Below are 21,941 nucleotides of genomic sequence, written 5' to 3'. Positions count from 1 at the left end.
TCAAATATGTGATCGGCCATGCTGGGAAATGTCGATAAAAAGCATGGAAATGCCCAGAGGTAATAGTCCTCGGCCGTCTGCGCGGCCATTGATGGGCAGGGGTAACCAGAGTTGGCCCCGGGTCTTTTCGTTACGCTCAGGCTAATCCCGAACCCAGAACTTCACCCCCGGGTTAGCCCCCCACTGCGTCAGGGCTAACCCGCCTAGCGGCGGACGGCCTCTGGGGTGTCCGCTTCGACCAGAAATCCGCCGGACTGGTGGTGCCACAGGCGGGCGTACGGGCCCTGGGCCTGGAGGAGTTCGTTGTGGCTGCCCTGTTCCACGACGCGCCCCTGATCGAGCACGACCAGGCGGTCCATCCGGACGACGGTGCTCAGCCGGTGCGCCACCACCAGGGCGGTACGGTCCCGCATCAGGCGCCACAAAGCTTCCTGGACGAGGATCTCGCTCTCGGAGTCCAGCGCGCTGGTGGCCTCGTCCAGCAGCAGGATCGGCGCGTCACGCAGAATGGCGCGGGCCAGGGCCACCCGCTGGCGCTGGCCGCCGGAGAGCTTGACGCCGCGTTCGCCGACCAGCGTGTCGAAGCCCAGCGGAAGGGCCTCGGCGAACTCCATGACGTGTGCCGCCGCCGCGGCCTGGCGGATGTCGGCCTCGGTGGCGCCGGGCCGGGCGAAGGCGATGTTCTCGCGCAGCGAGCGGTGGAACATGGCGGGTTCCTGCGGGACGTACGCGATCAGGCTGCGCAGGTCGGCCTGGCGGAGGCGGCTGATGTCCTGGCCGCCGACCAGGATCCGGCCGCCGTCGATGTCCATCAGCCGGAGCAGCAGCCGGGTGAGCGTGGTCTTGCCGCCGCCGGACCGGCCGACCAGGCCGATTTTGGTGCCGGCGGGGATGTCCAGCTCCAGGCGGTCGAACAGGAGCGGACTGCCGCCGTGCGCGAACGTCGCCCGCTCGAAGCGGACACTGGCGTCGGCGGGCCGCAGCGGCTCCGGCTCGGCCGGGTCGACCACGCTCGGCGGGGTGAGGAGCAGCGCGGTGAACTGGGCGGCCTCGGTCAGCACGCTTTCCATCCGACGGTAGATCTGGTTGAACTCGAACATGAGGCTGATCGAGTTCGAGTAGTAGCTGAAGGTCACCACGATCGCCTCCACCCCCAGGCCGCCCCGGAGGACGACGGCGAGCAGCAGGCCGAGGGTGCTGGTGATGACCGACAGTGGCGCGACGACGGTGTCCACCCGCAGGTTGCCGTAGTCCCAGGACCGCAGCGACAGCCGGCTCTGCTCGGCGAGCCTGGCCCGGTGCTCCACGGCTTCGCGGCCCTCGGCGGCGAACGCGCGAACCGTCTCCATGTTGGCCAGGACGTCGGCGACGTGCCCCGACACCCGTACCTTGGCGGCCTCGCGCTGGTCCACCAGCTTCTGGCGGCGGCTGATGAGCGGGGCGACGAGGAACCCGGTCAGGAGGATGAGGCCCACGAGCACGAGGACCAGCACCGGGTGGTACTGCCACAGCACCACCGAGGCGAACGCCAGCGGCACCAGCTTGGCGATGATCGAGAACGTGAGCGTGTCGGCGAACTCCTCGAAGCCGCTGGCGAAACTCAGCACCCGTTTGGTCAGCGAACCGGCGAAGTTGTCGTGGAAGAACGCGGCGTCCTTGGCGAGTAACTCGTCCATGCCGACCCGGCCGAGCCGCTCGATGCCCCAGGCGTCGGTACGGTTCAGGAAGTGCAGGCCCACCCGCCACAGCGCCTCGCCCGCGATCAGCACCGCGCCGAAGCCGAGCACGTACGGCAGGAGCACCCCGATGGTGCCGTCCCCGCCACCGGACAGATGCCCCACGAGCCCGGCGACCGCCAGCGGCGCCAGGTAGAACAGGCAGATGTTCCCCAGCGCCGGGAAGATCATCGCAGGTGTGGAGACCCGCCACTGGTTCCGTAGCTCCCTGCTGTAGTACCGCAGCGCCAGCAGGACGGCCGACTTGTCCGTGGGGGAGTCGAGTGATTCGTGCACCGCCCATTCACCCCCTGAATACCGATCGCCGTAGCCATGGTGCCGCAGGGCGCGCGGCCGGTGCGAACCATTTTTCGCGGGCCGGTATTGAGCGGGATTGCAGATGCGGAGGTCGCGGGTGTAATTGCGATTTATCGCTTTATCTGCAGAAACAGGATTAAGGCTGGCGCGTAATCGGTTCGGCGGGGACGTGGCCGTGGAGCTGCATTCTTCCTGGGCGGGTGCTCGCTGACCTTGGGTTTGAGGCGGTTCACGGCTCTTCGATCAGCGCGGGGTGGTGGGGGCGGTCCACGCTGACCGCCACGTCGGCGACGCTCGCCGGGGCCACCTCCTGCTCGTAGCGCAGGAAGGCGGGGATCGTCCACGCGTCGGTCACCCGGCGCTCCAACGCCGCCGGCGACAGGCGCAGGTGAACGGTGAACTCCAGCGGCAGCCAGCGGCCCAGCAGCAGCGTCCCGTCCAGCAGCAAGATCGTGCCTGGCGCCACCATGGTGTACGGCGTGCGGGTGGCGCGGTCCTTCACCGGGTCCCACAACTTGGGCAGGACCTTGCCGGAGCCGCCCGGGTCCAGTGGGGCCAGGACCTCGCGGGTCAGGGCGTTCGCGTCCAGCCAGTCGTCGTAGTAGGCGTCGGGGTCCTGTTTGCCGTACTCGAACCGCAGGGAGGCGGGGCGCAGGAAGTCCCACGAGGAGACGCGCAAGGTGCCCCGGCCGCGTACGCGCAGCGGCTCAACCAAGGCGTCGGCCAGGTCGGCGGGATGGGTGGCGGGGGCGCCGTCGACGGCTACCCGGACCCAGTCCTGGCGGGAGTATGCGGCGATCCGGTCAGCGAGGTCCTCGATGAGGCGTTCGGTGGTGATCGGTCGCGCGCGCATCTCCTCATCCTGCATCATGCTCGCTGCGCCGCTCCTTGCTGGGCCAACGGAAAAGCAGATGCCGTCAGAGGTGGCGAGCGGAGATACTCCGACGGTGCATGACGAGTGTCGATGTCAACGGTCAGCCGAGACCGGCCTGTCCGCGGCCGGTCGTGAAGACCGGCAGGCATGCCGCCGGTCTCGGCCTGCCGAAGCCGGGCGAGTGCCGTGACCGGGCCGGTTGTGCCGCCTGCGGTGGCGGAGTGGGCGGTCCGGACAACCGGATGTGAGCGCATCGGGCGATACACGGTGCAGCCGCTGAGCGGCGGCACGGTCTCGGGTTCGGTGGAGCGGATCACGCTGCATATGAGCGGCATTTCGGGCGACGCTGACCCGGCGACCCGAGAAGTTCAAGTAGTGCGCAAGCGCGCATTTCCGCACGAAGTCGCTGGGCTGAGTGCGGCGCAGGCACTCCGGCCGGCTGCGACCGCGATTCCCGAGCTGATCACTTGGGGGCGGGACCAGTACGGGCTGTGGCTCATCACCCCCTTTGTCGCTGGAGTTCTGCTTTCCGACCAGGAGGCACCGGCGAACCTGTTCGAGTCGCTGGCCCGTCTGCACGGTCACTTTCACGGTGCCGCCGACCTGCCTGACGAACTGCCCCGCGTAGATGTCCGCTGGTGGCAGCAGTTGTGTCTTGAGTGGGTTCTCCCGCAGATCGCCCGGCATAGCGACCGCCACCCGCTGGCCACGATCACGCGCGCGTCAGCGGTCGTCACGGATGCCGCCACCCATGGGCAAACGCTCACCCAGCTAAGTCCTACGCTGCTGCACGGCGACGTACACCCGGGCAATGTGCTCATCGACGGGCAGAGCGCGTGGCTGATCGACTGGGGCAGTTGCCGGGTCGGCCCGGCCATGCTGGATCTGGCCAACCTGGTCGCCTTGGATTCCGAGGAGTTCGCCATCTACCGCCGGGCCTGGGAGGAATCGACGGAAATCCCCTTCGACGCCGACCAGGCCGATCTCGGTTACCGATGGGCCGCGCTGCAGATCCCCATCCAGTACCTGCCCTGGATGATCGAGAACCTGACCACAACCGAGGTGGAGACAGCCCTGGACCGCGCTGAACAGGCACTCGCCGCGCTTTGAAACCTGTCGACCAGCGCGGGCGCGACGACCCAGCTGGGGAGCGCCGTACTCGATGACAGGTGTGGCGGGACGCCCTGGCATCCCGCCATCGCTTTTCGCCTGCTCGTGAGTCTGTTGTCTCAGCTCTGCGCGACCAGCCGGTAGGACTGGGCGGCCGTGCCGTTGCACGTGTACTGAACGAGTTGGACCGAGTTGGCGGTCGACGCGGCCGGAACGTCCAGGCACTTACCGCTGTTGCGGTTGACGAAGTGGTAGTAGCCGTCGCCTTCGGACACCGGCTGCCACTGCTGGTTGTTGCCGCCGCCGTACGTCCAGGTCTGGATCGGGGCGTTGTCGGCGGTCGACACGTTGGTCACGTCGAGCGCCTGGGCGCTGTTGCCGCGGTTGTTGACGCGGACGTAGCCACCGCTCGTCGGCGCGAACTGGTACTGCTGGGCGTTGGTCGCGTTGCAGGTGTACTGCTGGATCGCGGTTCCGCTGGTGGTGCCGGCCGCGCGGGCGTCGACGCACTTGCCGCTGCTCTTGTTGACGACCGTGTACCACGTCGTGGGGGAGATCGGCCCTGTCGTCGGCGGGGTGGTGGGCGGCGTGGTCGGGGGAGTGCCCGCACCGGCCAGCCAGAGCAGGCCGTTGATCAGCCACTGGTTCTGCTGGGCACTCGCGAAGGTCGACGAGGTACGCGTGTTCGTGGCGTAGTTCATGCCGTTGTGGCCGAAGTTGGCGTACAGCATCTTGTATCGGGTGTTGGTCCACATGATCGGGTAGAAGCCGCTGCGCCACTGCTGGTTCGGGTCGGTGCCGACCGGGAAGCTGGAGTTGTCGATCGACGCCAGGATGTCGATGTCGGGGTTCTGCCGCAGGTCACGGCTCCACGAGTACCACTCGCTCACCGAGGACTGGATGGTGGCAGGCAGCCCCGCCGTGGACGGGTGATTGCGATCCTCGATCTTCAGGGTCTCGGCGGTCGGTCCCCAGGTGTTCGTCTGGAACGCACCCGAGCCCAGCAGGGTGTTGTAGTACCAGCTCCACGAGTTGGGGTCGGTGGTGAAGGCGCTGACGTGGAAGCCCATCCAGGCGCCGCCATTCTGCAGGTACGTCTGGAAGGCGGCGCGCTGGCTCGCGGGCGGAGCGTCGTCCAGGAACATGATGACCTTGTACTGCGCCAGGCCCGAGGCGCTGAGGCGGCTCCAGTCGGTGGTGGCCTCCCAGGTGAAACCGTTCTGGGCGGCGGCCGTGGGGAACCATTCCCTGGCGTCTTTGTCGAAGTCGATGTGGGCGGCGTCCCAGGTGCCGTTGTAGAAGGCGAGCACCTTGAACGGGGCGACGGCGCTGGTGGCGGGGCTGGCGGTCAAGCCGACGGAGGCCGCGACGGTGATGCCGACGAGTGCGGCGAGCGATCGTTTCATGAATTTTCTGGGCACAGGGATCCTTCAGCGGTGGGGGTGACTGCTGCCGAGAGTGGTGTTGGCCGCCGGTGCCGTGGCCTGGGTGTCATCGTCGGGAAGGCTCAGCCCAACGGCCGACGAAAGCCCTTTCCTTAGGAAACTTTACTAATAATAAGCCTTCGTTGAGGCTACGATCAGCGTGGTCCGCTGTCAATGCCGGGGTCAGAAGGGTGTGAGCGGGGTGTCAGAGCCGGCTCCCAGGATCACTCTGGAGAGTGAGGGCAGCGGCCGGATAAGTCCTGATAATGGGCGGATGCTTGCAGTAGGCAGGGCGGTCCACGGCGCGCTTACGGCGGCCGTGGTCCTGGCCACGGTGGGGCCGCTTCTCCTGCCAGAACCCAAGCCGTGGTGGATCATCGGGCTGGGTCTGCTGGCATCGGTGCCGGTGTGGTGGCGGAAGCGGGCGCCGATAGCGGTGGCGGTGCTGGTCGGGGCGGCGATGTCAGTGCTGGTGACGTGGGAGAAGCCGTTCCTGCCCTTCGGCCCGCTGCTGGCCGTCTACACGATCGCCGACCTGAGCCCCAGCTGGAAGCGACTGGCGGCGATCCCGGCGATTGTGGCGGTCGTGGGTGCTTCGTTGGTGCTGCCGGGGGAGAACGACGAGACCTTCCGGCTGGTGGGGACTGCCTTCGCCGCCGCGTACGCGCTGGGCACCAGCGTCCGGGCGAGCCGCTCGCGGACGGCGGAACTGGCCGAGCGGGCGCGGCGGCGGGAGCAGGAGCACATCGCCGCCGCGGCCGAGGAACGCACCCGGATCGCGCGCGACATGCACGACATCGTCACCCATTCCGTCGGGTTGATGGTGGTTCAGGCCGAAGCCGGGCCGGTGGTGGTACGGAGTGACCCTGACCGGGCCGAGGAGGTCTTCGACGCGATCGCCGACACGGGGAGGGGCGCGCTGGCTGAGCTTCGGGGGGTGCTCACTGCCTTGCGCACCCCGGGGGAGTCGTTGTTCCAGCCACGTCTGGCCAATCTCCCCACGCTGATCGAGCGCAGCGGTCTCGCCGTGGCCAGCACGACCGTCGGCATTCCGCGTCCGGTCGCCGAAAGCGTTGAGGCCGCCGTCTACCGCATCGTTCAGGAGGCGCTGACGAACGTGCGCAAGCATGCCGGTGCGGATGCCGTACACCTGACTCTGGCCTGGCGGGAGAGCCTGACGGTGGAGATCGCCGACAACGGACGAGGGCCGGGTGACAGCAGTGGGTACGGTCTGGCTGGGATGCGGGAACGGGCGATGGCCTGCGGCGGAACCCTCAAGGCCGGGGCTAGACAGAATGGGGGATTCGTGGTGAAAGCCGAATTTCCGCTTGAATAGCCCGCATGTTACGGGTGCTCATCGCCGACGACCAGGACCTCTTCCGCGCCGGGTTCGGGCTGATCCTGAATGCGCAACCCGACATGGAGGTGGTCGGCGAGGCTCCCGACGGCGAAGAGGCGATCGCCGAGGCCAGGCGACTCCAGCCGGACGTGGTCCTGATGGATGTACGCATGCCACGCAAGAACGGCATTGAGGCGACCAAGGAAATCTGTGCCACGACCACTGCCAAAGTGCTCGTGCTGACCATGTTCGACCTCGACGAGTATGTCTATGACGCGATCCGGGCCGGAGCGAGCGGTTTCCTGCTGAAGGACATTCGGCGTGACGAATTGGCGCATGCCGTGCGTACTGTCGCCGCGGGTGAAGCCCTGCTCGCTCCGGCGGCGACCAGGAGACTGCTTGAAGACCTGGTGCGCAAGCCCGCTCACGGTGTCGCGCCCCGGCTGGCGGCCAGGCTGGGCGCGCTCACCGAACGTGAGCGTGAGACGTTGAAACTGGTCGCGCGTGGTCTGTCGAATGCGGAGATCGCCGCCGCGCTCGTGGTCACTGAGCACACGGTCAAGACGCACGTCAGCCGGATGCTTACCAAGCTGGATCTTCGGGATCGGGTGCAGGCGGTGGTGCTCGCGTACGAGTCCGGGCTGGTGGTCACCGGTGAGAGTGACAGCGGAGATCACGCTCGCGGCTGACGCGCCGGCAGGGTGAGAAACGCACGATCGTCGGCATGGAACGAATCCTCCTCACCCTCGCATCCGCCGTTCTGATGCACTTCGGCACCGGTCTTCATCCCGTGTGGTGGCTTACCTGGCTCGCTCCGCTGCCCGTTCTGCTCTTGGCCCGCGGGGCGGGCAGGTTCACGGCTTTCGCGGCCGGGACGCTCGTCTGGCTTGCCAGTCAGGCGCAGATGTGGCCGTATTTCACTCGGACCCTTGAAATGCCGCCCGCGCTGGCTGCTGCTTTTATCGTCGGTCCCGCGCTTTGTTACGGCCTCGGTGTATTGCTGTTCCGTACCTTGTACGTGCGTGGCAGGCCGCTGCTGGCGGCGTTGGCCGTACCGGCCGTGTGGGTCACCGCCGAGTACGTCATGAATCTCGCCGGGCCGCACGGAGCCTGGTGGAGCTTGGCGTACACGCAGGCCGACCTCCTGCCCGTGCTGCAAACCGCCTCCGTCACCGGGATCTGGGGCATCACCTTCCTCCTGCTGTTCGTGCCCGCCTCGATCGCGGTCCTGCGGTTACGCGCGGCGCTCGTCTCGGGCGTGTTGGTCGCGCTCACACTCGGCCATGGTTTCGTACGGCTCGCGTCGCCTCCCGATGTTTCGGGACGGAAGGTCGCACTGATCGCAACAGACAACTCCGAGGACCTGGTCCGCCGGTATGGCGAGGCCATCGACGCCGCAGTGGCCCGCGGCGCGGAGATCGTGGTGCTACCCGAGAAGGTTTTCAAAACCACCGACCTGCCGTTCACCCGCCCGGGCGCGGAGGTGATCGCAGGGATCGCCACGGAGACCAACAGCGCAGTGAGCTACCCATCCGGCGCGCACTACGACAAACACCACATGATCCCCGGCGTGGAGCGCAAGTTCCGCCCCGGCACCAGCCTGGCCTTCGTGGACGATAACCGACTCGGCCTCATCATCTGCAAGGACCTCGACTTTCCCGGCCTGGTCAGGGAGTACGGCAACGCCGGCGTCGCCGCCCTACTCGCGCCCGCCTGGGACTTCGGCGAGGACGCCTGGCTGCACAGCCGCATGGCGGTGGTACGCGGGGTGGAGAACGGCCTGTCGGTAGCCCGAGCCGCACGCGAAGGCTGGCTGACGGTCAGCGACAGCCGCGGCCGAATCGCGGCCGAGCGCCACAGCGACGGAACGGGTATGACCACGGTTATGGCCACGCTTCCTCGGGAGGGCTCGGCCACCGTCTACACCGCCCTGGGCGACTGGGCCGCGTGGGCCTCGGTCGGGTTGCTGCTGGTCGCGCTCGGCGCGCTGGCCCGTAAGAAATCAGAGCAGGCCGTGGTCGTGAGCGTAGACCGCCGCCTGAGTCCGGTCGCGTAGCCCGAGCCTGCCGAGAATCCGAGAAATGTGGTTCTTCACCGTGCCTTCGCTCAAATACAGCCGCCTGGCGATCTCGCGGTTCGTGGAACCGGCGGCCACCAGCCGCAGCACCTCGACCTCCCGGCTGGTGAGCGCGTGCCCGGCCGGTTCAGCGGGTGCCCGGGCCGCGGTGCGGGTGAGCACCGCGGCAAGGCGGGCCGCCGCGGCCGGGTCGAACTGGACGACACCCGCATGGGCCAGCCGCACGGCACCCGCCAGTTCCCGGGCCGGCCGGTCCTTGAGCAGGTATCCGCCAGCGCCCGCGCGCAGCGCCTCCACGACGTACTCCTCATCGTCGAATGTGGTGAGCATGACCACCCGGCACGCCGGGGCCAGGCCGCGCAGGACGGCAACCGCCTCGTTGCCGTCCATCGTGGGCATCCGTACATCCATGAGCACGACATCCGGGGAGAGAGTGAGCACTAGGTCGACGGCGGCGCGGCCGTCCCCGGCCGTGCCGACGACGGTGATTCCAGGCTGGATGTCGAGTAGGGACGCGATGCTTTCCCTGATCAGCCGCTGATCGTCCACGACGATGACACGGACCAGCTCATCGGCCATGAGATCCCCCGCTGACCAGCGCCCTGCACGTGCTCGTCGGAGCCACACTGGTATGGCTGGCCACGGCGTTGTGGCCATTGGCGGTCACTCGGACCGCTTCAAGTTCACCTTCGTGATTCTGCTGCTACGGGTCCGGCGCGCTTCGCACACAACCGGACACGTAGCAGCTCACTCCATGAGTCCGGCAAGCACGTCACGAACCATTCGTGATGTCTTTGTTATTGATTCAGCATCACGATTTTGTTGAGGCTAGCAAGTTCTTCGCCGGACCAGTTGATCCGACCGTCGGTATGTCGACTGTCACTGTTGGTGTTGTCAATGGATGCTCCCCGGCGCGGACCGCTCTCGTTCGGCCGGGTTCGCGGGCTAAAGGATCTTCCGTTATCCATTAGTTGCATGTCGGCATCTCAAGACCCCGCCAAGCTTCTAACCTGGAATGATGCATCGGATCGGACCACGGAGCCAGCACTTGAGGCCGTAGACAGCTGCGGTCTAGTTGTACTCTAGCCCTTACCGTCGTTATGGTGACCACACACAGGGCTGAAGAGTGTTGAGCACCGATACAGGACGGCCTTCCCATCGAGAAATCGTCCTGACAGGTCATCAAGTATGAATCTTAGGTCTTGGAAGGTCTGGGGCGCTTTCGCTACGGCGGGAGTGGGCGTCGCAGTGAACCTTGCTACCGAGTGGAAGTACAACGTGCTGGCATGGGCTGCGGTGCCTGTCCTGAGCTTGCTGGCACTGAAACTCGGTTCCATGGCTGACCAGGCTGGACAACGTGAAGCCACTTACCACCAGGGGCCGCAGATTCCTCCGGTCTTACGCTGGGAGGAGCGGAACGGACGTGCCCACAGGACAGTGTCAACTACCAGTGAGAAGGTCGCGACCGAGTTTCTCAGGCGTATTCCTCCACCACTGGATACGCCTTACGAACCCCCCAGGCACAGTTCTGGCCAGCTCTAGACACGGAGGTATCGTTCGATGGCCAAGTCTCGTTTCCAGTACGATCTCCCAGACCACCCTGTTGAGTATGGAGTTGAGGTCGATATCGACTCGCTTAAGGTCGACGAGGACGCACAGCGCGGGCTCAACCTGAAGCGAGCAAAGAGTATCGCTGATGGCCTGATCACGGATGCTCTCGGCTCGATTGTGGTCTCTGAGCGTGCTGACGGCGATCGCTATGTCGTCGATGGCATGCACCGCACGGAGGCTTGCAGGATCAGGGGTCTTCGGACGATCAAAGCGGAGATTCACTACGGCCTCAATCAGCAGCAGGAGGCGACTCTCTTTCTTATCAAGAACCGGGAGGCGGCGAAGGTTAGCACGTTGGACGAATACAGGGTTGGCTTGACCGCCGGGGATGCTCTCTGTGTGAGTGTTGACCGAGTACTCAAGAACCATGGTCTTGGTCTGGGTTCGAGCTCTACGAACAGTGTGGGTGCAGTATCGGCCGTACTGCGTATAACGAGGCAATATGGACCGGAGATTCTGGACCGAACCCTGAATGTGGTCGAGGCGGCTTGGGGCAGAGACAAGGAGTCCTGGGACGGCGTGATCCTGGGTGGCGTGGCGATGTTCCTTGGCCGTCATGGTTCCAGCGTTGATGATGATGAGCTCGGGAAGAAGATGCTCAAGAGAGGGCTGGCAGCGCGCTGGCGCTCAGAAGCTCTGACCCGAGCATCGAATGGCGGCTACAACAACAGTGGTACCGGATCGAGAGAGAGTCAGTGCTACCAGATGGTCATCGAAAGCTGGAACAAGGGGCGAACCGCCGCGAACCGCGTCGGCTAGTTTGATCCAAATGCCGGCACAGCTGTGTCAGCGAAACAGAGTAAGTAGGCTTCTCGCTCGGGTGGAAGTAGTGCCCATAGCCACTGGCCAGTGACATTTCCACGACCCAGCGCCGCGCTGGCATGGCCGGGGCCTTCGTTGACCCAGGTGCAAGCCGGGAACCAAGGGATGTGTGCGTGGCCAAACTGGTTCGACGGGCGTATCGGTCACGGCCTCAATCTGGTCCTCCTTGTTAGGGAGGCACACCCGGTGATGACCGCCAGCGGCAAGGTGTCCGATAGTCGTTGACAGGCAGGGCGAGATAGAGATCCTCGCCTGACAGGGCGGCGTGGAGCGTGCGCGGGCGAAAAGGCACGCTTCGTCGACGCGAAAGTCGGATGGCCGGGCTGGCCCGCCGCTGAAGCGCATCGATTGGTCGAGCCGCTACGCGGCCCGACCAATATCACGAAACATAGAGGCTGGGCGTGCGATTCAACGCCTCCATCTGGGACGCGAGGTCAACGATCATCAGCCTCATGGCGTCCGGCTAGAGCAAGATCTGGCCGATTCTCTCGACGGTAGTGAAATCGCCTGCCGAGGCGCGGTTCTTGGTCACTCCGACGCAGATCCCGGTGGCCGTGTCCGCGAAAGCCGCGGTTCCTCCGCTGCCTGCCATCCCGAACACACTCGGACTGCTCAGCGTCTGCGTCAGCCCGATCGAGTAGCCCAGCCCCCAAGTGGACGGACCTCCGGTGACCTCATCCAGTCCGGTTACCGCCGAAGACGACAGCTCCCGCAGCCGTTCGGGGGAGACAAGCTCCCCTCCGAGCAGTGCGTCGTACATGCGGGCCACCGCGCGGGCGGTCATCGTGGCCCCCGCCGGGATATCGGAGGTCAGCACATCCGTCCGGTTGCTGAAAGCGGCGTCCGGCAGCGCCGCCATGGGCGCGGCCGTGTAACCGTCCACCACCTTGAAGAACGGGATCTGGGCCAGCATCTCCGCAGGCAGTTCCATCGGCGGCCCGGCGTCCTCGATCCTGGCCAGCCGGCCAAGCTCGGACTCGGGAACGCCGAAGAACAGCTCGTCGGCCAGGCCGAGCGGCCCGGCCACCTCATCACGGAGCACCTGCGAGATCCGCCTGCCGGTCGCCCTGCGGACGACCTCGCCCAGGATGTAGCCGTAGGTCTGCGGGTGGTAGCCGAACCGCGTGCCGGGCTCCCACCACGGCGTGGCATCGGCGATCGCCGCGCACATCTTGTCCCAGTCGCACAGATCCTCGGGCGTGGTTCCGACGGGCACCCCCGGTACGCCGGTCGCGTGCGTGAGCGCATGACGTACGGTCGCCTTGTCCTTGCCATGGGCGGCGAACTCCGGCCACACGTCGGCGATCACGGTCTCGTAGTCGAAGGCCCCGCGCTCGGCCAGCGTGTGGACGACCGTCGCGGTGACGCCCTTGCCGGTGGAGGTGCTGTAGACCGGGGTGTCGGACGTGAAGGGACGGCCCGTGGCAGGATCGGCGACGCCTGCCACCGCGTCCACCAGCAGCTCGCCGCGCCGGTAGACAGCGACCTGCACGCCGCGCTCGGCTCCCGACTCGACCAGCTCGTCGATGGCGGCCTGCACGTCCTTCTGAAGATCAGCCATGATGGTTCCTCTCTCGAATGCTCCCCCTAAGACGAAGGCCGCGCGGAAAAGGAATCGCTCCGGAGCAAGAAGCGTGATGACGCTCCCGGAGCTCCCGCCGGAGGCGGTCGAGAAAGTAAAAGGTCCTTTAGAGCAACGGAGGAAGGCCGAACCGGCGGAACGCATCGTCGCCGTATGTCGTGACCTGGGCGACCAGCCCGTTTTCAACCCGCAGGATCGCCAGCCAAGTGGGTCGGTAGTCGTTTTCGCCTGCCTTGCGCAGGTAAGCCGCAGCCGTGGGCTGCCGGTTGGCCCAGGTGGCGAGCAGCCGCCAGTCTCCCCACGCCTCGGGACCCACCATGGCCGGCGTCCAAGCCGCCATGAACGCCTCGCGTCCCAGCAGCCAGATGGGCTGCGGCGGCATCGCCTGCCACACGTCGGCCCGCAACACCCCCGCGAGGGCGGCAGGATCGGCCTGCTCGACGGCCTCGATGTAACGCTGCAGGGTTGTGCGCTCCTCCGCGGTGGGCTCGGCGGACGCCCACTCCAGCCGCTGGGCGGGCAGATGCTCCTTGACCGTCGGCCGTGCCCGCTGCAGCGCGCTCTTCACCGCGGCGACGGTCAGCTCCAGCGACTCGGCCGTCTCCTGCGCCGACCAGCCGAGCACGTCGCGCAGGATCAACACCGCGCGCTGCCGAGGCGGAAGATGCTGGATCGCGATCAGAAAGGCCAGCTCGATGGTCTCGCGCTCGATCACCGCGTCGGCCGCGTCCAGCAGCAGGTCAGGGTACGGCTGAAGCCACGTGACCGCGGTCGAGGTCGGCGATGCGAGCCCGGGATCCGCCAGGGCAGGCGCCGGGCGTAGTTGAGGCTGGCGAGGATGAGCCCTCAGATGGTCGAGACAGGCATTCGTCGCGATCCGATACAACCAGGCACGCAGACCGGTCTCGCTCTGCAAGGTGTCCTGCCGCCGCCAGGCCCGCAGGAACGTCTCCTGAACCAGATCCTCGGCCTCATCGAACGAACCGAGCAGTCGGTAGCAGTGCACATGCAGCTCCCGCCGATGCTCCTCGATGCGCTCACCGAACCCGTCCAGAGCTACCGCACCCCGAGCCGAAGATCGTAGGAGAAACTCCCGGGCGGGGGAGCAGGACGGAGGACCGGCATTCGCCCGCCGCCGCCCGAACCGGCCACCCTGATGTCCGTCATGACGCGGAATCCTATCGATTGGCAGGAAGCAAGAGGGCGCGCTGAGCTCAGGCCGATGAAACCGAATCAGGTTCGGTGGCCCGTAACAGAGGCATCGGACCGAAATCTCAGCGACCGAGAACCGCAACCGGCGGCCAGCTGCGAGGGTCCGACGCCCACCCCAGTGGGCTAGCTGCCCCCTTGACAAAAAGTATGAAAATGCCCCAAACATCCAATGACGTGGGGCGCAAGCGTTGCTAAACCGGTCAGTACGTCCGGTACCTCCCAGGGAACGTATATGACATATCACTGTAACGGACGGTCTATAGCGTCACGCGCATTACCGGGTTCCACAAGGAGCACGTAGTGCGCAAAGTTCTGATTTCCCTCCTCACTCTCACCCTCACCATCACCGCGTTACCGACTCAGGTCGCCTCCGCCAAGGTCCAGCTGGACCTGGAGACGCTCACCGGTGCCGAGGCCATCTCCCTCATGGCCGACGGCAAGCTCACCTCGGTCGAGCTGACCAAGGCGTACATCGCCAGAATTGAGGCGCTCAACAAGCGCGGCCCGGGTCTGAACGCGGTGACCCAGCTCAACCCGAACGCGTTGAAGGAAGCCGAGCAGTATGACCGGATGCGGCGCCGGGGCCAGCTTCTCGGCCCGGCGCACGGCCTGCCGATTTTGCTCAAGGACCTCATTGACGTAACCGGCATGTCCACCACGGCGGGCAACTTCTCGCTCCGCGAGTCGTACCCGGAGACTGACGCCGGCATCACCAAGAAGCTCAAGGCGAGCGGTGTCGTCATCCTTGGCAAGCTCGGTTTGTCGGAGTTCGCCAACAGCTTCGGCAGCCAGCCCTCCGGGTTCTCGAACCTGACGGGGCAGGTCCTGAACGGGATCGACGCCGACCAGAACCCCAGCGGATCGTCCTCGGGCACCGGATCGGCCATGGCGGCGGCCCTGTCGACGCTGGGGATCGGCACCGAGACCTCGGGTTCGATCATCTCGCCGTCGAACGCGGGGAGCCTGGTCGGCCTGCGGCCGACGGTCGGTCTTGTGCCCGGGTACGGCATCGCGCCCATCTCGGCCTCGCAGGACATCGCCGGACCGATGACCAGAAGCGTGTCCGACGCGGCGCTGACGCTGGCCTCGATCGCGGGGCCCGACCCCGTGGCCGACGCCGGGTACGCGGCCATGTTCGGCGCCGATTACATAGAGAAGGGCATCATCCCGCCGCTGCCGGCGACCCTGCCCGACTACATGAAGGCCCTGGACCTGGGCTTCGTCAGCGGCAAGAAGATCGGCTACAACGGCAACCTGACCGCGGGCAGCCCGCTGAAGATCGCGTACGACGCCCTCGTGGCCGCCGGGGCGATCATGGTGCTCCGGCCGAGCGTGTCGATCCCGTCGATTCCGGCGCTGCCGAGCGGCTATGAGCAGCACAAGAGCATCGACGAGTACTACAAGAGGCTCGGCGCGCAGGCGCCGATCAAGTCGCTGCTGGACGAAGTGGCCGACAACCAGGCCAACGCGCACCAGGCGCTCAAGTTCGGCAACAACAGCCACCTCAACGCCTCGGCGAGCGACGTGACGCCGGGCGGGGCCAACGAGCAGGCGTACCGGACGAATCTGGCGGTACGTAAGGCGGCCTGGCACAAGGCGATCATCGACATGGTCACCTACCCGAACTCCGACCCGACGCAGCCGGCCGACCCGGTGCTCGCGATCCTGGGCAGCGTGCCCAACGGACCGCAGGCGGGTTACCCGACGATCACGATCCCGATGGGCTACACCGCGACCCAGCGGCGCGCCCAGGCCGTGCAGGTTCACGGCGCGGCCTACAGCGAGTACGACCTGCTCGGTGTCGGCTACGTGATCGAGCAGGCCACCAAGCTGCGCCAGCCGGCCAGCCTGGTGAACCCGAGCATGTACCGGTGCGCCAGGACCACGCCGGCGCCGCCGTTCGCCGCGCGCGGGCACTGCAACCCCGACTACGAGTACGTGCTCAAGCAGACCGGCTACTCGCCCCGCTCGCTCGGCTTCTCGCTGGAGACCGAGACGGCGCAGAGCCTCATCCAGAAGCTCAACGCCGACGACGTGTCGGCCGAGGAGCTCACCCGCGCCTACCTCTACCGCATCGCCCTGACCAACGCCGAGGGCCCGGCCACCCAGGCCGTACGTGAGATCAACACCGACGCGGTCAAGGAAGCGCGCAAACTCGACCAGGAGCGCTCGAAGTACCGCACCGGCCCGCCCACCAGCCAGTACGACAAGCGTCCGCTGCGCCCCGCGCTGTGGGGCCTGCCGGTGCTGGTGAACGACAGCATCGACGTGAAGTCGCTGCCGACGACGGGCGGCTCGATCGCGCTGCAGGACCTCAAGCCCGGCCAGGATTCCACCATCGTGGCCAAGCTGAAGGCCGCCGGGGCGATCGTGCTCGGCAAGACCAACATCACCGAGTTCAACGGCGTCTTCGACGCCAACCTGCCGGACGGTTACTCCTCGCTCGGCGGCCAGGTGCTGGTCCCGTCCGACACCGACAAGACCCCCGCCGGTTCTTCGGCCGGTTCCGCCGGCGCCACCGCCTCCGGGCTCGCGGCGCTGACCATCGGCATGGAGACCTCGCCCGACACGGCCCAGCTCATCGCCCCGGCTGAAGCGGCTGGCGTGGTGGGCCTCAAGCCGACCGTCGGACTGGTCAGCCGCGCCGGTGTGATGCCGGTCGCCTCCTCGCAGGACGCGCCCGGGCCGATCACCCGCGGCGTGTACGACGCGGCGGCGGTGCTGAACATCATCGCCGGTCCCGACGCCGCCGATCCGGCCACCGCCGGAGTCCAGGTCGTCGACTACACCAAGGATCTGTCGCCGACCGCCCTGCAGGGCAAGAAGATCGCCGTGGTGTCCAGCACCAACGTGCCGTACCAGGAGATGGTGGCCAAGCTGCAGGCCCTCGGGGCGATCACCACCCAGGTGACCGTCGGCGCCCCGGCGCCCAACGCGGCGAGCGTCGTCGGCCGGGAGTTCAAGCGGGACCTGAACGCCTACCTGGCCAAGACCAAGCCGGGCACGACCTTGCAGAGCGTCATCGACTACAACATCGCCAACCCGGTCGAAGGCCTCAAGTACCAGCAGGGTCAGCTTCTGGCGGCGCAGGCGGTCGACCTGGCCGACCCGGCCACCGCGTCGGCCTACCAGGCCGACCTGGCGGCGGGCCTGACGTCCAACCGCGCGGCCATCGACTCCGTCCTGGCCGGCGGGTACGACATGATCATGGTTCCGAGTGGCAGCCAGGTCATCGACTACGCCGACCGCGCCGGCTACCCGGCGCTGACCATTCCGGCCGGGTACGGCGTGCAGGCCAGCTCGGCCGGGCGCAACCCGATCGGGGTGACCTTCATCGGCGGCGCGTTCAGTGAGGCCAAGCTCCTCGCTGGAGGCTATGCCCTGGAGCAGGCGACCAACATTCGCCAGGCGCCCAGTTACACCAACCCCAGCATGTGGCGTTGCGTGCCGGAAAGCACCTTCTTCACCGGCCAGTTCTGCCACCCGGGTGACCGGCTGGCACCCCGCTTCTAACCTGATCGCCTAATCCGAAGGGCCCGCGTGCCACGCGGGCCCTTCGGCTGCCTCGATCTCTTTGCTGAAGCGTGTCGCGCGTACGACCACGTCGACGAGCCGATGGCCGGCCACTTCATGAGCCCGGCTCTCGGCCACGTCGATCCTCCACTCCGCAGGGTCGAGCGCCGCCACGACCTGGTCCGCCGTGAAACAGGCCTCCGCGTGTTCGAAGTCCTCCGGGTCATGGCCGACGATCAGTAGCGTTCCGCCTGGGGCCACGGCTGAGGCCAAGGTGGTGAAGAAGCGGTCGTATGGCCCGTCGGGGTGCGTGTAGTGGGAGGTCACCAGGTCGAAGCGGCCGGCCAGGGGCACCCAGTCCGCCAGGTCGCCCTCGACCCACCGCACGTCGGCCGCTCCGTCCTTCTTTTGTGCGAGTTCGAGTACCGTCGCCGAGAGGTCGAGCCCCGTTGCCCGCCAGCCGTGCGTGGACAGCCAGATGGCGTCGGAGCCCTCGCCGCATCCGGCGTCCAAAGCGGTGCCCGGGGCGAGTTTCGTGGCTTCCTCGATGAGGATGGGGTTCGGTCCCCACTGGTGGAAGTGCTCGCGGGCCTTGTAGCGGTCTTCCCAGTACTCCTTGTCGAACACTGCGGCTCCCAATCGTCGTTCGGTGTCGTCCGACACCATGCGGCCCGTAGCCCGATTGGGGCAAACTTCTTTGCTGATCCGGCAATTCGGGCGGTACGTCGTGATCGCTGACCTGCGGCCCGCGCCGTGCCTTACCCGGAATGTCGCAAAACGGTAAGATGGCGACAAAACTGATTTACGGCACGGATCGGAAGTACGCCGACATGAACTCGCTGTCCGCCTCGGCGCTGGTGCCGCTTCTCGTCCTGTCCCTGCTCGTGGCGGTCGATGCCTGGGTGTACGCCGACGCCAAGGGCCGCATGAAGCGCGGGTATCCGGTGGTATTCGCCGTGGGGAACTTCCGGGCGGGTACGCCGGAGGCGTGGATGATGTCGTGCCTGGTGGCAGGGGTCGCGTTCATCCCGCTGTACCTGACGATGACGGGGCGCAACCCGTTCAAATGACCGGGAGACCCCGCCTCGCGCGGGTGGACGGTCAGATGAACGTGTTGATCAGGTCCAGGTGGGTGAAGGTGACGTGGACCTTGCGGGAGTTGGCGTCCTTCAGGAACTGGTTGAAGGCCAGGTCGGAGTAGTTCGTGCCCGCTGTCATGTCTTTGACGGCGTTGGAGCCGGGGGCGTTGAGGCGGTGCCGGGCGTACCAGGGGTCGATGGTGTAGCAGGCGGCGCCCCAGGAGTCGACGTCATTCTCGGTTCCGGCGCGGTTGACGACGACGAAGGCGTGGCCACCCTGCTCACCCTGGTAGTTGAACAGTTCGACGACCGAGCCGTTGTCCAGCAGGTGGTGGTTGCGCGCCAGGAAGCCCAGGACGGCGCAGGCGAACATGGTGCAGAGACCGCTGGGGAAGTTCGCGATCGACTCGTCGCCGCGCTTCAGGTAGTCGGTCTTCAGCCGGTTGCGGAGCTGTCCGAAGATCGGGGCGGTTAGATCGGTCCATTCCAGGTCCTTGTCCAGCAGCCCGTTGTGCTTGGCGGAGCTGGCGAAGGTGATCTTCTCGTTCCGGCTGAGGGCCATGAACGTCTTGCTGTCGGGGATGAGCTCGGGAACTTTCGGGTCGGTGCCCGGATCGGCTTTGAAGGCGGCGGTCGGCCCCTCGGCGATCGAGTGAAACGCGTTCCAGACTTTGGCGGTGTGCAGAGCGCTGTTCTGCAACGCGTTGTTGATGTTGGTCATCGCCGTGAGCTTGGCCATGCGGGTTCTCCTCGCTGCCGGAGGCCGGGTGGTGTCATTTCATGATTGATGCTCCCTGGAGCTATCTGATCACGCCTTGCGATAGTTACGCAGGGCGCACGTGCAACGGAACGCCGGTGGGGTCAGCGGCCGGACACGCGAGGTGCCGCGTCAGGGTGTCGCACCGCTCAGGGTGAGACGGCGTGCCGATCTGGCGTGGACCCATGTCGCGATGCCCAGCAGGAGCCAGGTGAGCCCCCAGCCGGCCAAAGCCGGATAGTTGGGCGCGCCGAAGACGGCGAAGGCCGGCGCCATGACGACGAAGACGTACAGCCCCGTCACAAGCATCGCGTACCCTGCCGCGCTGTGGCCGCCGCGCAGGACGGCCACCCCCAGACAGGTCAGGCCGATTCCGTTGAGCGGCACCGAGACCGTGAACAACACCTCGGAGATCTCGTAAGACCAGCCGATGATCAGTTCGGCGGTGACGAGGTGGTGCGCCGCCAACTGCTCTGGCTGGTGCTGGCGGCCGTCCTGTCGACCGCGGTGATCGCCCCGTTCGTACTGGTCCGCGAAGGGCCGATCCTCGCCCTCCTCGCGATCCACCTGATCCCCGCCGCGATCACCGTGGCGATCCTGCGACACCACCTCCTGGACATCCGGCTGGTGGTGTCCAGAACACTGGTGTACGGCCTGCTGACCGCAGGCGTGGTCGGCGTCTACACGGCCATGGTCACGCTGCTGGACCAGCTGGCCCGCCCGCAGGTGGGCCTGGGCAGCTCGCTGCTCGCCACCGGCATCATCGCCGTCGCGTTCAATCCCGTGCGAGTACGTCTGCAACGCCTGGTCGACATGGCGTTGTACGGCGACAGGTCCAACCCGCTGCAGGCGGTCTCACGGGTGGGCGACCGCCTGGTCCAGGACACCCAAGCGGGGTTACCCGGCGTGCTCCAGGTGATGGCCGAGGCGTTGCGCCTGCCCCGCGTGGCGCTGGAACCGGTCGGCGTCGCGTGCGGGCCAGGCGAATACGGGCTGACCCTCCGCTACGACGGCATCGACCTGGGCACACTGGTGATCGGACTGCGTGCCGGTGAACACCGTCCCGCCCCCGCGGACCTGGTGGTGCTGCGCGTACTCGCCGCGCCGCTGGCCCTCGCGGTCCACACCACGACCCTCTCAGCCGACCTGCGCCGCTCCCAGGGTCGCATCGTGGCGGCGCGGGAGGAGGAGCGCCGACGCCTGCGCCGCGACCTGCACGACGGGCTCGGCCCCACACTCACCGGCATCTACTTCCAAGCCGAGGCGGTACGCAACATGCAGGAGTCCGCGGACCCGGCCGGCATCGCGCTGCTCACCAGCATCCGGGACCAGTCCATGGCCGCCATCGACCATATCCGCCACCTGATCGACGAACTCCGCCCCTCGGAACTGGACAGTCTGGGCCTGGTCGACGCGCTGCGCCAGCGCGCCGCGCACCTGGCCGGCCGCCCTGGCGGTCCCCCGCTCCAGGTCACCGTCACCGGACCCCCCTCGCCGACCTCGATACCCGCGCCGGTCGAGATCGCCGCGTACCGGATCGGCGTCGAGGCGATCACCAACGCGGCGCGGCACACTCCCGCCACCGTCGTCGACGTCAGCATCGAAATCGAGCCCGGCCAGGTGCTGACCATCCAGATTCGCGACAACAACACCCCTTCGACGACTCCCTGGAACGCAGGGAACCGGGCTGCGATCCATTCGGGAACGAGCCGCCGAGCTCGGCGGCACCTGCACCGCCGGCCCTGACCACCACGGCGGCCGGGTGCAGGCCCGACTCCCTCTGACCAACGACAGCCACGCCCCCGTCACGGAAGCATCGCGATGACCGACGACGACACCACCATCCGTGTCCTGGTCGCGGACGACCACCCGGTGTCCGCGACGGCCTGTGCGCCCTGCAGCGCTCGGTGCCGGGAATCACCCCGGTCGCCACGGCGGCGACCGGCCGGGAAGCCATCCGCGGCGCCGTCACGCACCGCCCGCACGTCCTGGTCCTGGACATCCAGATGCCCGATCTCACCGGTATCGAAGCGGCCCGCGAAATCAGCAGGGTCGCACCGCTGACCGCCATCGTCATGCTCACCATGTTCGAAGACGACGACTCCCTGTTCGGCGCCATCCGGGCCGGAGCCCGTGGCTCCGTCCTCAAAGGCGCGGCCCCCGAGCGGATCATCCACGCCATCCACGCTGTCGCCGCCGGCGAGGCCGTCTTCGGCCCCGGCATCGCCCGCCGAATCCTGGCGTTCCTGAGCACGGCCCCGGAACAGCACGTCGAATCCTTCGCCCACCTCACCCCACGCGAGCGCGAAATCCTCACCCTCATCGCCCAGGGTCTGGGCAACCACGCCATCGCCGACCGCCTACGCCTCAACACCAAAACAATCAGCAACCACCTTTCCGCCATCTACCCCAAACTCGGCGTCGCCGACCGCACCCAGGCCATCCTCCGCGCCAAAGACGCCGGCCTGGCCTGACCACGCGTCACGCGGGTGGGATACCCGGGCGTGG

Annotated in this window: 18 protein-coding genes; 9 read left to right on the top strand and 9 right to left on the bottom strand. The window is 66.9% G+C overall.

The window, feature by feature from the left end; translation table 11 throughout:
* Positions 1-203: 203 nt before the first annotated feature.
* Positions 204-2,012 carry an ABC transporter ATP-binding protein gene (locus Acor_RS23730; RefSeq protein ID WP_218034440.1) on the bottom strand — a complete coding sequence of 603 codons (1,809 nt, stop codon included), beginning with the start codon at positions 2,010-2,012 and terminating at the stop codon, positions 204-206.
* A gap of 250 nt (positions 2,013-2,262) precedes the next feature.
* Complete coding sequence (locus tag Acor_RS23725) at positions 2,263-2,886, bottom strand: nucleoside/nucleotide kinase family protein (RefSeq protein ID WP_155338934.1); 624 nt, start codon at positions 2,884-2,886, stop codon at positions 2,263-2,265.
* Positions 2,887-3,174: 288 nt separating this feature from the next.
* Here Acor_RS23725 and Acor_RS23720 point away from each other — a divergent pair, with 288 nt between their 5' ends.
* The gene (locus Acor_RS23720) at positions 3,175-4,017 is read left to right on the top strand and encodes a phosphotransferase (protein ID WP_170317050.1); all 843 of its coding nucleotides are present in this window, start codon (positions 3,175-3,177) and stop codon (positions 4,015-4,017) included.
* A 119-nt stretch (positions 4,018-4,136) separates the two neighbouring features.
* Here the strand turns inward: Acor_RS23720 and Acor_RS23715 are convergent, their stop codons facing one another.
* A complete protein-coding gene (locus tag Acor_RS23715; RefSeq protein WP_155338932.1) occupies positions 4,137-5,423 on the bottom strand; it encodes a ThuA domain-containing protein in 1,287 nt (428 codons plus the stop codon).
* 292 nt (positions 5,424-5,715) lie between these two features.
* Here Acor_RS23715 and Acor_RS23710 point away from each other — a divergent pair, with 292 nt between their 5' ends.
* The 3 genes from Acor_RS23710 to Acor_RS23700 are packed head-to-tail and all read left to right on the top strand — an operon-like array spanning position 5,716 to position 8,836.
* On the top strand, positions 5,716-6,777 hold the full coding sequence (locus Acor_RS23710; protein ID WP_155338931.1) for a sensor histidine kinase: 1,062 nt from the start codon (positions 5,716-5,718) through the stop codon (positions 6,775-6,777).
* 5 nt (positions 6,778-6,782) lie between these two features.
* A complete protein-coding gene (locus tag Acor_RS23705) occupies positions 6,783-7,469 on the top strand; it encodes a response regulator (RefSeq protein WP_155338930.1) in 687 nt (228 codons plus the stop codon).
* 35 nt (positions 7,470-7,504) lie between these two features.
* Positions 7,505-8,836 carry a nitrilase gene (locus Acor_RS23700; protein WP_155338929.1) on the top strand — a complete coding sequence of 444 codons (1,332 nt, stop codon included), beginning with the start codon at positions 7,505-7,507 and terminating at the stop codon, positions 8,834-8,836.
* Here Acor_RS23700 and Acor_RS23695 read toward each other — a convergent pair.
* Entirely contained in the window at positions 8,783-9,436 is a 654-nt protein-coding gene (locus tag Acor_RS23695; RefSeq protein WP_155338928.1) for a response regulator, read from the bottom strand. The genes Acor_RS23700 and Acor_RS23695 overlap by 54 nt on opposite strands.
* Before the next feature lie 981 nt (positions 9,437-10,417).
* On the opposite strand from Acor_RS23695, the gene Acor_RS23690 reads away from it, so the two are divergent.
* A complete protein-coding gene (locus tag Acor_RS23690) occupies positions 10,418-11,227 on the top strand; it encodes a ParB/RepB/Spo0J family partition protein (protein ID WP_155338927.1) in 810 nt (269 codons plus the stop codon).
* Between the two features lie 526 nt (positions 11,228-11,753).
* Here the strand turns inward: Acor_RS23690 and Acor_RS23685 are convergent.
* Together Acor_RS23685 and Acor_RS23680 are read right to left on the bottom strand one after the other, a co-directional pair.
* A complete protein-coding gene (locus Acor_RS23685; RefSeq protein ID WP_155338926.1) occupies positions 11,754-12,851 on the bottom strand; it encodes a serine hydrolase domain-containing protein in 1,098 nt (365 codons plus the stop codon).
* A gap of 127 nt (positions 12,852-12,978) precedes the next feature.
* Positions 12,979-13,926, bottom strand: coding sequence for an RNA polymerase subunit sigma-70 (locus Acor_RS23680; RefSeq protein ID WP_281353255.1), 948 nt, complete (start codon positions 13,924-13,926; stop codon positions 12,979-12,981).
* A gap of 458 nt (positions 13,927-14,384) precedes the next feature.
* Here Acor_RS23680 and Acor_RS23675 point away from each other — a divergent pair, with 458 nt between their 5' ends.
* The gene (locus Acor_RS23675; protein WP_155338924.1) at positions 14,385-17,597 is read left to right on the top strand and encodes an amidase family protein; all 3,213 of its coding nucleotides are present in this window, start codon (positions 14,385-14,387) and stop codon (positions 17,595-17,597) included.
* Between the two features lie 9 nt (positions 17,598-17,606).
* On the opposite strand, the gene Acor_RS23670 is transcribed toward Acor_RS23675, so the two are convergent.
* Positions 17,607-18,224 carry a class I SAM-dependent methyltransferase gene (locus Acor_RS23670; protein ID WP_246239035.1) on the bottom strand — a complete coding sequence of 206 codons (618 nt, stop codon included), beginning with the start codon at positions 18,222-18,224 and terminating at the stop codon, positions 17,607-17,609.
* A 158-nt stretch (positions 18,225-18,382) separates the two neighbouring features.
* Between Acor_RS23670 and Acor_RS23665 the strand changes: the two genes are divergently transcribed.
* Positions 18,383-18,667 (top strand): hypothetical protein, encoded by a 285-nt coding sequence (locus tag Acor_RS23665; RefSeq protein ID WP_155338922.1) that lies wholly within the window; start codon positions 18,383-18,385, stop codon positions 18,665-18,667.
* A 31-nt stretch (positions 18,668-18,698) separates the two neighbouring features.
* Here Acor_RS23665 and Acor_RS23660 read toward each other — a convergent pair whose 3' ends face one another.
* Positions 18,699-19,415, bottom strand: a complete 717-nt coding sequence (locus Acor_RS23660; protein ID WP_155338921.1) for a hypothetical protein — start codon at positions 19,413-19,415, stop codon at positions 18,699-18,701.
* 150 nt (positions 19,416-19,565) lie between these two features.
* The gene (locus Acor_RS23655) at positions 19,566-19,901 is read right to left on the bottom strand and encodes a hypothetical protein (protein ID WP_155338920.1); all 336 of its coding nucleotides are present in this window, start codon (positions 19,899-19,901) and stop codon (positions 19,566-19,568) included.
* Between Acor_RS23655 and Acor_RS23650 the strand changes: the two genes are divergently transcribed.
* Both Acor_RS23650 and Acor_RS23645 read left to right on the top strand, forming a co-directional pair.
* Positions 19,890-21,179: a sensor histidine kinase gene (locus Acor_RS23650; protein WP_155338919.1), complete on the top strand. Its 1,290-nt coding sequence runs from the start codon at positions 19,890-19,892 to the stop codon at positions 21,177-21,179. The genes Acor_RS23655 and Acor_RS23650 overlap by 12 nt on opposite strands.
* 161 nt (positions 21,180-21,340) lie before the next feature.
* Entirely contained in the window at positions 21,341-21,907 is a 567-nt protein-coding gene (locus Acor_RS23645) for a LuxR C-terminal-related transcriptional regulator (protein WP_246239033.1), read from the top strand.
* The last annotated feature ends 34 nt before the right edge of the window (positions 21,908-21,941 follow it).

This window comes from Acrocarpospora corrugata (assembly GCF_009687845.1).
GTDB classification, from domain to species: domain Bacteria; phylum Actinomycetota; class Actinomycetes; order Streptosporangiales; family Streptosporangiaceae; genus Acrocarpospora; species Acrocarpospora corrugata.
The sequence above is the reverse complement of the archived record's forward strand: the minus strand, read 5'-3'. Positions and strand labels throughout refer to the sequence as shown.